Raw genomic sequence first — 13,860 nt, 5'->3', positions numbered from 1 at the left:
GAGGGGGTTGCGGCCGCGGTGGAGGCGGCGGGCCGCCGTGCGGCGAGCAGGCGGCCGACGATCGCGCCGGAAAGGGCGTGGGTGAGTGTGTCCATGCGGCGTTTGAGGCGATCGGGCGGGCTTCGTTCCCTGTCCGCACCGATCGCCCGGCAGGCAATGGCCGTTCGGGCCGAGCCCTTCGGCAGGCTCGGGACAGGCCTGTCGGAGCCCTGCTGAACCGGGTCCTTCGACAGGCTCAGGGGGAACGGCAGGTGTCCTTTCCGACTGCCCCGTCGATAGGCTCAGCGTTCGCGGAAGGCCCGCATCATCGTGTCGGTGACCGGTTCGAGCAGGTATTCGAGCGCCGTGCGCGGTTTGGTGCGGATGAACACCTCGGCGGCCATGCCGGGCTGCAGCTCGGCCAGCGGCGAATCGGCCTCCGCGGCATCGGGGACGAGCTGGACGAGGTAGAAGGTCGCGCCGTCCTCGACCGTGAGCGCATCCGGCGAGATGTAGCTGACCTTGCCCGGCAGCAGCGGCGTCGTGCGCTGCGGCAGCGCGGTGAGGCGGATGTCCGCGCCCTGCCCGACGTGCAGCTCCTTGATCGAGTCGACATGCACGCGGCCCTCGAGGACGAGCGGGCCGGTGTCGGGCACGATCTCCATCAGCGTCGCGCGCGGGGCGATGGTGCCGCCCGCCGTATGCACGGTGAGGTTCAGCACGCGCCCGCCGACCGGGGCGCGGATGGTGAGGCGCTGCAGCAGGTCGGAGGCCGGGCGCAGGCGGTCCTGCAGTTCCATGATGCGCGTGGTGCTGGCCTTCGCCTCCTCGGCGGCCTGGCGCACGAGGTCGCTGCGCAGCGTCACCGCGCGCAGGCGCAGCTCCTCGCGCTGGCTCTGCGCGTGGGCGATCTCGGAGCGGCGCTCCTCCTCGCGCGAGCGGTAGTCGGAGATCACGCGCTTCTGCGTCAGCAGCCGGGTGTTGGCGACGAACTTCTGGTCCTTCAGCGACGTGAGGCTGGCCATCTCCTCCTCGGCGGCGGCCGCGCCCATGCGCTCGGCTTCCATCTGCGCCTTGAGCGCCTCGACTTCGTCGCCGACGCTCTTCGCCTGGTTCTCCAGCAGGGCGATCTGTGCGGCGAGCGCGCGGCGGCGTTCCTCGAAGAGGGCCTGCTCGCGGCGCATCATCTCGGCGGCGACGGGCTCGTCCTTGCGCTGCAGCAGCGCCTGCGGGAATTTCGGCGTGCTGCCGGTCATCTCCGCTTCGAGGCGGGCATGGCGGGCGAGTTCGGCGTCGAGCGCGGTGTGCGTGACCGAGTACAGCGCCTCGGCCTGCGCGTCGCGCAGCAGGATGAGCGGCTGGCCCGCGGTGACGATGTCGCCGTCGCGCACCAGGATTTCCTTCACGATGCCGCCTTCGTTGTGCTGCACGGCCTTGCGGTTGGCGTCGACCTTCGCCTGCGCCATCATGATGACGGCGCCCTGCAGCGGCGCGAGCGCGAGCCAGGTGCCCAGGCCCACGAACGCGATCGCGATGATGAGCTGGCCGACGCGGACGAGGCGTTTCGTCTGGTCGATCATTATGCCTCCTGCGCGCGCGAGGGGGAGACGGGAGCGACGGGCGCAACGCGCTGCGGCGCGATGCGCGCGAGCAGCTCCTCGCGCGGCCCGTAGCCTTCGACGCGGCCTTCGCGCAGCACCAGCACGCGGTCGATGCAGTCGAGCAGGCTGGGTTTGTGCGTGACCATCACGACCGTCACGCCCTCGTGCGTGATCTGGCGGATGCAGCGCACCAGGCTGGCCTCGCCGTCGGCGTCGAGGTTGGCGTTGGGCTCGTCGAGGATCACCAGCGCCGGTTCGTCGTACAGCGCACGTGCGAGGCCGATGCGCTGCATCTGGCCACCGGAAAGGATGTAGTCGTTCTGGCCGATGCGCGTGTCGTAGCCTTCGGGCAGGCGCAGGATCAGCTCGTGCACCTGGGCGCGCTGCGCGGCGGCGATGACGCGCTCGGCGTCGACCGCGCCGAGGCGGGCGATGTTCTCGGCGATGGTGCCGGGGAAGAGCTCGACGTCCTGCGGCAGGTATCCGATGTGGCGGCCGTGGCCGCTGGCGACGAGCTGGCGCACGTCCGCGCCGTCGACGCGCACGGTGCCGTGGGTCGGCGCCCACACGCCGGCGAGCAGGCGCGCGAGGCTGGACTTGCCCGAGGCGCTGGGGCCGACAATCGCGAGCGACTGGCCGGCCGGGAGCTGGAAGCTCACCTGGCGCAGGATGGTCTGCATCGCCGTGCGGCCGGCGAGCGTCACCGCCTCGACGGAGAGTTCGCCACGCGGCTCCGGCAGGGTGGTCGGCGCCGCGGCCTCGTCCTCGTCGATGAAGGGTTTCATGCGTCCCCATGCCGCGCGTGCGAGCACGAAGTTGTTCCAGTTGCCGATGACGCTCTCGACCGGGGCGAGCGCGCGGCCGAGCAGGATGGTCGAGGCGATCATGATGCCCGGCGTGACGTGCTGGTCGATCACGAGCCACGCGCCGGTGCCCATCACGGCGACCTGGATCAACTGGCGCACGAAGCGCGACAGGCTGGTGACGCCGCTCATGGCCCCGCTGGTGGCGAGCGAATTGTTGATCACTTCATCGTTGAGCGCGTGCCAGCGCTCGACGAAGGGCACGGTCATGCCCATGGAGTTGAGCACGTCGGCATTGGCCATGCCCTTGTCGATGTACTGGCCGGCGCGGCGCGCGCGGTCCTGCACCGCTTCCACCTTCTTGCGGTTCATGCGCTCGTTGAACAGCGCGAGCACGAGCAGCGCGAGCATGCCGGCGAGCGCGACGGTGCCCATCAGCGGGTGGAAGAGGAAGATCAGGACGACGAAGATCAGGCCCCAGGGCGCGTCGAACAGCGAGATGATGCCGCTGCCGGTGAGGAAGCCGCGCAGCGTCGCGACGTCGCGCAGTCCATGCAGGTTCTCGCGGCGCTGGATGTTCGAGGCGTTGCGGATCAGCGCGACGAGCACGCGGCGGCCGAGCGTGCGGTCGAGCAGCGCGCCGGCCCGCTGCAGCAGCAGGCCGCGCAGGTAGTCGAGGGCGAGCGCCAGCAGCAGCGCGCCGGCGGTCGCGATGCTCAGCATCAGCAGGGTTTCGTCGCTGCGGCTGGCGAGCACGCGGTCGAACACCTGCAGCATGTAGAGCGAGGGGGCGAGCAGCGCGACGTTGATCGCGAGACTGAACACGCCAGCGTTCACGAAAATGGAGCGGAAGGCGGAGACGAACTGCCGGGTTTCTGACATCACGGATGGGCGGCGAAGAGCCGGTACGGCGAATTGAGCATATTGGCATGAAAAAGGCTGCCCGGGGGCAGCCTTTCGCGATTGCCGGGACGGACCGGATCAGGCGAACAGCGCGGCTTCCTGGATGAAGTTGTCGGCATCCAGGCCGGTGAGCGAGCCTTTCACGACCGCGATCTGAACGGCGGCGAAGTTTCCACCGCTGCCGTCGGCATCGTAATACAGCTTGCCGCCCTGGGTGTCGAAGATGAGGTAATCGTCTGTTGCGAGGGCAACCGCCTTCGCGCCGATGACCACGTTTTCCGAGGTGATACCGCCGGCGAGCGACCCTAATACCGTGGTGTCGAAGGCGAAGACGTCCTCGGCCGCGTTGAAGTCCTTGATCAGGTCCTTGCCGCCGATCGCGAGGTTGTCGAACACGAAGGCGTCGCTACCCGCGCCGCCGCCGATCTTGTCGGCGCCTTCGCCGCCGTAGATCAGATCTGCGCCTGCGCCGGTCGTGATGGTATCGTTGCCCGCGCCGCCGTCGATCCAGTTGTCGCCGTCGCCGGCGACGACCTTGTCGTTGCCGCTGCCTGCAAAGATGAAGTCCGCCCCGGAACCGCTCGTGATGTTGTCGTTGCCGGCACCGGCTTCGATCCAGTTCACGCCGTCGCCGGCAGCGATCTTGTCGTTGCCTGCGCCGGTGAACACGTCGTCGTGGCCGGCGCCGAGCGTGATCTGGGCGTTGCCCGATTCGTCGACGATCGTGTTATCGCCGGAGTCGTCGCTGATCTTGTCGTTGCCTGTGCCGCCATCGATGTAGTCGTTTCCCGCGCCGCCCGTGAGCTGGTCATTGCCGGCACCGCCGTAGATCTCGTCGGTGCCTTCGCCGCCATTGACCTTGTCGTTGCCGGTCGATGCGTCGAGGTAGTCGTCGCCCGCGGTGCCGGTGATGGTGTCGTTGCCGGAGTAGATAGACGCGGAAAGACCGGCGAAGCCGTCAGCCTCGAGGGCGTTCATGGCGCTTGCGGCATCGAGCTTCAGGCCGCTGGCGCTGCCGGATGCCACGAACTGCACGTTGTCCTCGTCACTGTAGGCTTCCAGTGCGGTGCCCCATTCGATCCCCGTGATCTTGCCCGAGATGCCGGAAAAATCGAGGCCAGCGCTGCCCAGGCTGATGCTTCCCTTCAGCGTCACGTAGTCCCATTCCCAAACGTCAGGCGTGGTGGGGTTATCGTTCGACCATTTCATCGTCACCGAGGTCGCCTTGCCGCTGAATCCTCCTGTATCAAGATTCAGCTTCATGGAGCCTTTGAGAGTCAGGTCGCCCATCGCATCATATGCATAGCTGTATCCGCCCAGCGTCACCGATTTCAGCGTGAAGACGGAAGCCGAGGTGATACCGTCATTCTGGTTGAATCCGACCTTCCCGCTGCCTTCGGCGGCTAGCCACCCCCAACCCATACCGAGGGTGTAGGGCCCATAGACGTTCAACTCATCAATCGTCGCGGAGCTCGTGCCGACCGATGAGAACCCCGCGTAAATGGCCGTTCCATCCGCCCATTCGATCCAGGCATCATTGCCATACATCTCCCAGTACATCGGTTCGCCATACGCCACTGTGCCAAGCGCGTAAGACATAGAGTCGGCGGCATCGAGGAGCGTATCCGCGTAGTCCGCGTAGCTGAAACCGGCATCGATGGTTGCAAGGGTGTTGTTGACGTTGCTGAACGAAGCCATGTGAGGGTGCTCCTGCGCGGGGAAATGTAAAAATTGATTGCATGGTAGCGCGAATGGATTGCCTGCGCTCGTGAGTTAGGTCAACGCCATACTCAAACTATGCAGGGCGAGAATTGGTTGCTCCGCGGCGCGGCGAGATCGGCCACCCCACGACCTCGTCGTCACGCGCTTCGGGTGGGCATGCAGAACCTTTCGCCTTTGTGGAGGGGCCGAAAATCAAAGGCTGCCCGCAGGCAGCCTTCCGGGCATGGTGGTTTGGCTGGCGGCTAGGCGAACAGCGTCGCCTCGTCGATGAAATTGCCGGCATCCAGGTCGGTCAGCGAGCCCTTCACGACTGCGATCTGTACCGCGGCGAAAGCCGTGTCGCTACCGTCGGCGTCGTAGTACAGCTTGCCGCCGCGTGTATCGAAGATCAGGAAATCATCCGCCTGCGCGGCGGTCGCCCGGTCGCCGATCACCACATTGCCGGCTGCGATGCCGCCCGATAGCGAGGTGAACACGCTGGTGTCGAAGGCGAGGAAGTCCTCGACGGCATTGAAGTCCTTGATGAGGTCCTTGCCGCCGACCGCGAAGTTGTCGAACACGAAGACGTCGCTGCCCGCGCCGCCGTTGATCTTGTCGGCGCCTTCGCCCCCATAGATCACGTCGGCACCCGCGCCGGTGCGCAGCACGTCGTTGCCTGCCCCGCCCTCGACCCAGTTGGCGCCGTCGCCGGCGACGACCTTGTCGTTGCCGCTGCCCGCAAAGATGAAGTCCGCGCCCGCGCCGGTCGCGATGTTGTCGTTGCCGGCACCGGCCTCCACATCATTGTCGCCGTCGCCCGCGACGATCTTGTCATTGCCCGCGCCGGTGATGATGTCGTCGTCGCCGGCGCCGGTGGTGACGCGCGCGTTGCCTTCGGTGTCGATCACGGTGTTGTTGCCGGAGTCATCGACGATCTTGTCGTTGCCGGCGCCGCCGATGATGTGGTCGTTGCCGGCGCCGCCGAACAGCTGGTCGTTGCCCGCGCCGCCGTCGATGTGGTCGTCGCCTTCCTCGCCGAAGACCTTGTCGTTGCCGGTCGAGGCTTCGAGGAAGTCGTCACCGGCGGTGCCGTCGATCACGTCGCTGCCGGCATACAGCCCTGCCATCAGCGAGTTGAAGCCGCCGGAATCGAGGCCGTTCAGCGTGCTTGCGGCATCCATCTTCAGCCCGCTGAAGCTCGTCGTTGGGGTGAACGCGATCGGGTTGCCGTCGGCATCCGTGCTCATCGTGCCCCATTCGAAAGCGGTGAACCGGCCGGTCAGGGTGCCGAGGTCGGACGAGAAGGCGTCGCCGGTGAGCTTGACGCTACCCTTGAGCGTCACGTACTGCCATTCGAGGGCCGGCGTGGCGACATCGTCAGCCAGCCAGCTGAAGGTCATGGCGGTGATCTTGCCGGACACTGCGCCGGTGTCGAGGTTCATGCGCCCGGAGCCGGCGAGGATCTGGCCGACCTGATCGTTGCCGAAGATCATGCGCGTCATGCGCAGGTTCGAACTGGTGAGCTCGCCCGAGCTATTGACGGCGAGACGACCTCCGCCCGACAGCGTGAAGTAGGAGCCGTCGCCCGCGCCGAGATGCAGGCCGTCCATCGTCAGCGAGTTGGAGCCGAGCGCGGTGATGCCGAACTGCAGGTGCGTGCCGTCGGCCCACTCCGCGTGCATCGTGCCGATACCGGGCGGTGTCATCGATATCGGATCCTGGAAATTCATGGTGGTGGCCGCCTGGTCGATCGACAGCATCGCGGAGAGCAGCTCATCCGTGTAGGCGGAAAACGTGAAGCCCGGATCAAGAACAGCCGCCGTGCTGTTCAGGTTGGTGAACTTTGTCATTTTCTTCCCCTTTTGCAGTGGCGCGTCGGAAGCCTGTTTATCTGATTCAGTATAGGCTGTGTAAGCAAGCGCTAATTTGCAAAACGGGTAGATTTGATCTGGCTCAAGTCCTTGACTGGACTGGGGAAAATGCCCCGCCTATTCGGGGCGGAAGGCGTAGAAAAGGTTGGGTTCGCTGACGACATACAGGTTGCCGCGCTCGTCCAGCGTGACGCCTTCGGCCTGGGGGACGCTGTCGGCGAGGCCGGCGAATCCGGCGGCGAGGCCCTGGTAGCCGACGTAGCGGCCGTCGGCATCGAGTTCGAGCGCGAGCTTGGAGGCGTCGCTGAGCAGGATCAGGTGGCCGGTGCGCGGGTCGTATTCGACCGAGGAGAAATCGCGAGCGACGAACTTGTCGCGAATCCAGTCCTCGCGGTCGATCACTTCGACCTCGAGGTGGCCGGCGAGGCTCGCGCGCAGGCCGCGGATCTCGTAGAGCTTGCGTGGCGAGTGCTCCTTGACGACGAACAGGCGGTCGCGCGCCGGGTCGTAGGCGACGCCCTCGATGCCGGCGTTGTCGCCGCCACCCAGTGCGAGCGTGAGTGCGGGCAGGCCGTCGCGCGACAGCACCGCGTCGTTCGCCGCCGGAATCGGGGCGACGACGAGCGACTGGCGGCGCTCTTCGGCGAGCAGCAGGCGGCCGTCGCCCAGCACGGCGATCCCTTCGACGTCGTTGAAGCCGGGCAGGGGATGGCGCGCCAGCACGTCGCCGTCGCGGTCGAGCGCCAGCAGTTGCGGCGGTTCATTGACGACGGCCCACAGGTGGCCGCGCTGCGCGTCCCAGGCGAGGCCCGAGAGGTTGCGCGTGACGCCGGCGACGGGGTAGGCCTCGACGTTCACGCGGGGGTCGGACAGAGCGCCGGCCGTGCCTTCTGCGCGGGCGGGCTTCAGGGCGGAGATCGCGGCGGCGAAGGCGCGGTCCAGCAGTCCGCCGTCGGCCTGCTGCATGGCCAGCGCCAGGCCCAGCAGCGCTGCCGCGGCGAGCGCGCCCCGCCAGGGAGCCGTGAGGGGAAGCGCGAGTGTTCGGGAGTCCGGCGTCATCGTCCTGCCTGTTCGTCGTTACGCATGTACGACGCACTATCGCAGGGCAATGTTTCAGGCGCTTGTCGACGGGCGCGCCGCCCGGGGGCTGTCTTCTCGCGGAACCCTCAGTGCGAGCGCCAGCCCCATTCCCGCGCGGGGATGCGCAGCGTGACGGGGTCGCCCGAGCCGGTTTCGGCGAAGAGTTCGAGTTCGCCGGAGTCGAGGATGCGGGCGCGGGTGGCGATGACCTCGTGCACCTTCCAGGGCGAGCTGGGGCGGCCGGTGAGGCGCAGGCGGGGATAATTCACGCGCAGCACGTCGGCCCACAGGTCCATGACGTCGGGGGCGAATCTGACGAGCTTGAATTCGATTTCGCGGACCATGCAGGACTCCGGGGTGGTGGTGGGGGCGGCGCGGGGCGCATGCTACTGTGTTGGGCTGCGCGCGGCTACGGCGGCGGGGTGCGACGCATTCTGTCGCAGCCCGGCGCTACAGTGCGAGGCGAATGGATTCGGTGCGGCAAGGGGAGACCGGGACGGGCATGGACGGTGAGGACGAAGTGGCGGGCGAGCTGACCGGCGACCTGAGGGGCGGGCTGAGGGGCGGGCTGATGGTGATCCACGGCAATCACCCCGAGGCGCTGCGCGACGTGCTGGTCGCGTGGATGAAGCGCCATCCGTTGGCGCCGCTGGAGAACGAGCTGATCCTGGTGCAGAGCAACGGCATCGCGCAGTGGTTGAAGATGGCACTGGCGGCCGACGAGACGGCGGGGGGCTGCGGCATCGCCGCGGCGCTGGATGCCTTCCTGCCTTCGCGTTTCGTGTGGCAGGCGTACCGCGCGGTGCTGGGGCGCTATGCGGTGCCGGAGGTGTCGCCCTTCGACAAGCCCTTGTTGGTGTGGCGCCTGATGCGCCTGCTGCCGGCGTTGCTCGCGCGTGACGAGTTCGCACCGCTCGCGCGCTTCCTGGCGGACGACGAGGACTTGCGCAAGCGCCACCAGCTCGCCGAGCGCCTCGCCGACCTCTTCGACCAGTACCAGATGTACCGCGCCGACTGGCTCGCGGCCTGGGCGGCGGGTGAGGACGTGCTGCTCACCGCGCGCGGTGCGCGCGAGGCGCTGCCGGCAGCGCAGGTCTGGCAGCCGGCGCTGTGGCGCGCGCTGCTGGAGGATGTCGGCCCGGACTTCGCCGGCAGCGGCCGTGCGGCCGTGCATACGCGCTTCCTCGCGGCCGTCGCGGAGATGCGCGATGCGCCCCGCCCGCCCGCGCTGCCGCGGCGCGTGATGGTCTTCGGCATCTCCTCGCTGCCGGCGCAGACGCTGGAGGTGCTCGCGGCGATCGCGCAGTGGAGCCAGGTGCTGCTGTGCGTGCATAACCCCTGCGAGCACTACTGGGCCGACATCGTCGCGGACAAGGAGCTGCTGCGCGCGAGCAGCTCGCGCCATGCGCGCCGCGCCGGCATGCCGGCGGTGCTGGCGGAGGAGGAACTGCACTTGCACGCCCATCCGCTGCTCGCGGCCTGGGGCAAGCAGGGGCGGGATTTCATCGGCCTGCTCGACGAGCACGACGCCGGCGACGCCCGCGAGCGCTACGCGCGCCGCTTCGCCGAGGTCGGCACGCGCATCGATCTCTTCGCGCCGCACGGTGACGACTGCCTGCTGCACCAGTTGCAGGACGACATCCGCGACCTGCGCCCGCTCGCGGAGACGCGCGCGCGTTGGCCGGTGGTCGATCCCGCGACGGATGCCTCGATCCGCTTCCACGTCGCGCACGGCCCGCAGCGCGAGGTCGAGATCCTGCATGACCAGCTGCTGGCGGCCTTCAACGCCGATGAGACGCTGCGCCCGCGCGACGTGATCGTGATGGTGCCGGATATCGACGCCTACGCGCCGCACATCCAGGCGGTGTTCGGCCTGCTCGACGCCGAGGATCCGCGCTTCATCCCCTTCACGGTCGCCGACCAAGGCCTGCGCCACCACGATCCGCTGCTCAATGCCGTCGAGAAGCTGCTGGGCCTGCCGCAGTCGCGCGTGGCCGTCTCCGACGTGCTCGATCTCCTCGAAGTGCCGGCGCTGCGTGCGCGCTTCGGCATCGCGGAGGACGAACTGCCGCTGCTGCACCGCTGGGTGCGCGGCGCGAACATCCGTTGGGGCCTGCACGCGGAGCAGCGTGCGAGCCTCGGCCTGCCCGATGGGGCGGAGCAGAACTCGTGGCTGTTCGGGCTGCGTCGCATGCTGCTCGGTTATGCGGTGGGCGGCGCGGGGGATGCAGGGAGTGCAGACGAGGCTTGGCAGGGCATCGAGCCCTACGACGAGATCGGCGGCCTCGATGCGGGCCTGGTCGGACCGCTCGCGACGCTGCTGGAGCGTCTCGACGCGGCGTGGCGCGGACTGCGCGAGACGGCCGCGGTCGAGGACTGGTGCGTCCGCCTGCGCGGGCTGCTCGCGGACTTCTTCGACCCCGCCGACAGCAACGGCGCGTATACGCTGCAGCGGCTCGAATCGGCGCTGCAGGCGTGGCAGGACGCCTGCGCCGCGGCGGGGCTCGCCGAGGCGCTGCCGCTGTCCGTGGTGCGCGAACACTGGCTTGCGCAGATGGACGACTCGGGCCTGTCGCAGCGCTTCTTCGCCGGCGCGGTGACCTTCGCGACGCTGATGCCGATGCGCGCGATCCCCTTCCGCCACGTGTGCCTGCTGGGCATGAACGATGGCGACTACCCGCGTACGCGCGTGCCGATGGACTTCGACCTGATGGGGCGCGACTACCGCCCCGGCGACCGCTCGCGCCGCGAGGACGACCGCTACCTGTTCCTCGAGGCGCTGCTCTCCGCGCGCGAGCGCCTGCACGTGAGCTGGGTCGGGCGCAGCATCCACGACAACACGGAGCGTCCGCCCTCGGTGCTGGTCGGGCAACTGCGCGACCACCTCGCGGCCGGCTGGCGGCTGGCGCGGGAGGGTGGCGAGGACGCCGGCGAGGGGCTCCTTCGTGCGCTCACCGTCGAACACCGCCTGCAGCCTTTCAGCCCGGACTACTTCCCGCCCGCAGGTTCCGCGTCGTCGCTGTTCACCTATGCGCACGAGTGGCACGACGGGCGCGGGGGTCTCGCGGCCGACGGAGCGGCAGCCGGCGCGCCGCTGGCGCCGCTCGACGAGACCGAGCCGCTGACGCTGCGCGAGCTGGCCGATTTCCTCAAGGAGCCCGCGAAAGTCTTCCTGCGCCGACGCCTGGGCGTGTATTTCGAGCTGCCCGACCCGGCCAGCGAGGACCACGAGCCCTTCGCGCTTGATGCGCTGCAGAACTGGCAGCTGCAGGACGAGCTGATCGCGGCCCAGCTCGACGCGCTGGACCACGGCGATGAGCGCGACGCGGCGCTGGAGCGGGCGCTCGCGCGCATCGAGCGCCGCGGCGAACTCGCGCCCGGCAACTTCGCCGCGCTGATGCAGGCGGCGCTGGCCGAGCCGATGGAGGACCTCTTCGCGCGCTACGCGCAGGCGCTCGTCGAGTGGCCGGAGGCGATCGAGCCGGATGAGGAGATCGCCTTCGAACACGGGTCTGGGGCGACGCGGCTCATGGTCGCCGACCGCCTCGGCGGCCTGCGCCGCAATGCCGAGGGCGCGCGCGGACGGCTCGTGCTGGAGCGCAGCGGGGTGGTCACGAAGGAGAAGAAGTACCGGCGCGACAAGCTGCTGCGCCACTGGGTCGCGCACGTCGCCGGCCACCTCGCGGGCGTGCCGCTGGCGAGCCTCGTCGTCGGCAAGGTCGGCAATGCGCCGCTCGACCCGCTCGACGTCGAGGCCGCACGCGGCTGGTTCCGCAGCCTGCTCGAGGCCTGGCACGAGGGCCTCAGGCGCCCGCTGCCGCTCGCCGCGAAGACCGCCTTCGCGTGGCTGGACGGCGGTGGTCGTGCCGATACCCCGAAGGACAGCGACGCCGGCCGCGCCGCGCGGATCGTCTACGAGGGCGACGGCTTCAAGCGGCGCGGCGAGATCGAGGACAGCCCCTACCTCGCCCGCGCCTGGCCGGATTTCGATGCGCTGTGGGCGGGCGGCGAGTTCGCGCGGCTTGCCGACGCGCTGCTGTTGCCGGTGTATTACGGCATCGGCACGAGCAAGGACTACAAGCTGGGCCTCGCCAAGGGAGGCGAGGCATGAGTTCCCCCATGACGACCGACGCCCGCAGACTCGACCCGCTCGCCTTTCCGCTGCACGGCAGCCGCCTCATCGAGGCGAGCGCCGGCACCGGCAAGACCTTCACGATCGCCGCCCTGTACGTGCGCCTCGTGCTCGGCCACGGTGGCGAGGCCGCCTTCGCGCGCGCGCTGACGCCGCCCGAGATCCTCGTCGTGACCTTCACCGACGCCGCGACCAAGGAGCTGCGCGACCGCATCCGCGCGCGCCTGTCCGAGGCCGCGGGGTATTTCCGCACCGACCCGGCGGAAGTCGGCACGAGCGAGCCGGGCAAGGACTTCCTGCACGACCTGCGCGCCGACTATCCGCCGGAAAGCTGGCCCGGCTGCGCGCGCAAGCTGCAGCTCGCCGCCGAATGGATGGACGAGGCGGCGGTGTCGACGATCCACGGCTGGTGCAAGCGCATGCTCAACGAGCACGCCTTCGACAGCGACAGCCTGTTCACCCAGCAGCTCGAGACCGACCAGCGCGAACTGCTCGCCGAGGTCGTGCGCGACTTCTGGCGCAGCTTCTTCGTGCCGCTGGACGAGCGCGCGGTCGCGGAGATCGCCGGCTGGTGGGCGACGCCGGAGGCGCTGCAGGGCGAACTCGGCAAGCTGGTCGAGCATGCCGAGGCGCTCGACGACGCGCCCGCGCCGGCCGAGGCGGTTGCGGCCGCGCGCGACGACAAGGCGCAGGCGCTCGCGGCGCTCAAGGCGCCGTGGCCGGCTTGGGCGGACGAGCTGGAAACCCTGCTGGACGGCGCAATCGCCGCTAAGCAGGTCAATGGCCGCAAGATCCAGAAGCGCTACTACCAGCCCTGGCTCGACGCGCTGCGCGGCTGGGCTGCCGACGAGGCCGCCGAAACGCCGGAGTTGAAGAGCGGCTGGGACCGCCTCGCGCCCGAAGGCATCGCCGACGGCTGGAAGGAAGGCGTCGCGCCGCCCGCGCATCCCGCCTTCGATGAGATCCCGCGCCTGCAGGCGGCGCTCGCCGCGCTGCCCGACGCCCGCGCCGACCTGCTGCGCTTCGCCGCGCGCTGGGTCGCCTGCCGCTTCGCCGCCGAGCAGCAGCGCCGCGCGCAGATGGGCTTCAACGATCTCCTCACGCGCCTCGCCGCGGCGCTGCGCCAGCCCAACGGCGCACGCCTCGCCGAGGTGATCCGCCGGCAGTTCCCGGTCGCGCTGATCGACGAGTTCCAGGACACCGACCCGGTCCAGTACGACATCTTCGACCGCGTCTATCGCATCGCCGACAACGCGCCCGATTCCGGCGTAGTGCTGATCGGCGACCCCAAGCAGGCAATCTACGCCTTCCGCGGCGCGGACATCTTCACCTACCTGCGCGCGCGCCGCGACGCGGGCGGGCGGCTATTCACGCTGGGCACCAACTACCGCTCGACCGCAGCGATGGTCGCGGCGGTGAACCGCTGCTTCGCGCAGGCCGAGGCGCGCGCGGACGGCGCGGGCGCCTTCCTGTTCCGCGCGCAGGACGACAACCCCGTGCCCTTCCTGGAGGTCGAGGCCCGCGGGCGGCGCGAACGCCTCGTCGTCGACGGCGAGCCGGTCACGGCGCTCACCTGCTGGGCGCTCGACCCGCGCGAGGCAGGCAAGGCGGTCGGTGTCACCGACTTCCGCACGCGCATGGCTGCGAGCTGCGCCGCGGCGATCGTGCGCCTGCTGAACCTCGGCCAGCAGGGGCTGTATCTTATACACATCTGACGCTGCCGACGAATTAGACGGTGTAGGTTTCGGTGGTCGCCGGATCATTAAAAAAAAAAAATAATTCATGACTTA

Annotated in this window: 8 protein-coding genes; 2 read left to right on the top strand and 6 right to left on the bottom strand. The window is 69.0% G+C overall.

Annotation, left to right across the window (positions count from 1 at the left end; all coding sequences use genetic code 11):
- Positions 1-281: 281 nt before the first annotated feature.
- The 6 genes from GO615_RS25895 to GO615_RS25870 all read right to left on the bottom strand — a co-directional run bounded on the left by GO615_RS25895 (position 282) and on the right by GO615_RS25870 (position 8,282).
- Complete coding sequence (locus tag GO615_RS25895) at positions 282-1,559, bottom strand: HlyD family type I secretion periplasmic adaptor subunit (RefSeq protein WP_169132746.1); 1,278 nt, start codon at positions 1,557-1,559, stop codon at positions 282-284.
- Positions 1,559-3,265: a type I secretion system permease/ATPase gene (locus GO615_RS25890; RefSeq protein ID WP_169132745.1), complete on the bottom strand. Its 1,707-nt coding sequence runs from the start codon at positions 3,263-3,265 to the stop codon at positions 1,559-1,561. The genes GO615_RS25895 and GO615_RS25890 overlap by 1 nt, the downstream gene beginning before the upstream one ends.
- A 99-nt stretch (positions 3,266-3,364) precedes the next feature.
- Entirely contained in the window at positions 3,365-4,984 is a 1,620-nt protein-coding gene (locus GO615_RS25885) for a calcium-binding protein (protein WP_169132744.1), read from the bottom strand.
- A 266-nt stretch (positions 4,985-5,250) separates the two neighbouring features.
- On the bottom strand, positions 5,251-6,837 hold the full coding sequence (locus tag GO615_RS25880) for a calcium-binding protein (RefSeq protein ID WP_169132743.1): 1,587 nt from the start codon (positions 6,835-6,837) through the stop codon (positions 5,251-5,253).
- 138 nt (positions 6,838-6,975) lie between these two features.
- A complete protein-coding gene (locus GO615_RS25875) occupies positions 6,976-7,917 on the bottom strand; it encodes an SdiA-regulated domain-containing protein (protein WP_169132742.1) in 942 nt (313 codons plus the stop codon).
- A gap of 107 nt (positions 7,918-8,024) precedes the next feature.
- Positions 8,025-8,282 carry a hypothetical protein gene (locus tag GO615_RS25870; protein ID WP_169132741.1) on the bottom strand — a complete coding sequence of 86 codons (258 nt, stop codon included), beginning with the start codon at positions 8,280-8,282 and terminating at the stop codon, positions 8,025-8,027.
- 158 nt (positions 8,283-8,440) lie between these two features.
- Here GO615_RS25870 and recC point away from each other — a divergent pair, with 158 nt between their 5' ends.
- Positions 8,441-12,049 carry an exodeoxyribonuclease V subunit gamma gene (gene recC / locus GO615_RS25865; protein WP_169132740.1) on the top strand — a complete coding sequence of 1,203 codons (3,609 nt, stop codon included), beginning with the start codon at positions 8,441-8,443 and terminating at the stop codon, positions 12,047-12,049.
- On the top strand, positions 12,046-13,785 hold the full coding sequence (locus tag GO615_RS29770) for a UvrD-helicase domain-containing protein (protein WP_246262462.1): 1,740 nt from the start codon (positions 12,046-12,048) through the stop codon (positions 13,783-13,785). The genes recC and GO615_RS29770 overlap by 4 nt, the downstream gene beginning before the upstream one ends.
- Positions 13,786-13,860 lie beyond the last annotated feature (75 nt).

It is taken from the genome of Aromatoleum evansii, from assembly GCF_012910805.1.
In the GTDB taxonomy this organism is placed as follows: domain Bacteria; phylum Pseudomonadota; class Gammaproteobacteria; order Burkholderiales; family Rhodocyclaceae; genus Aromatoleum; species Aromatoleum evansii.
This window is presented reverse-complemented; position numbering and strand designations above follow the sequence as displayed.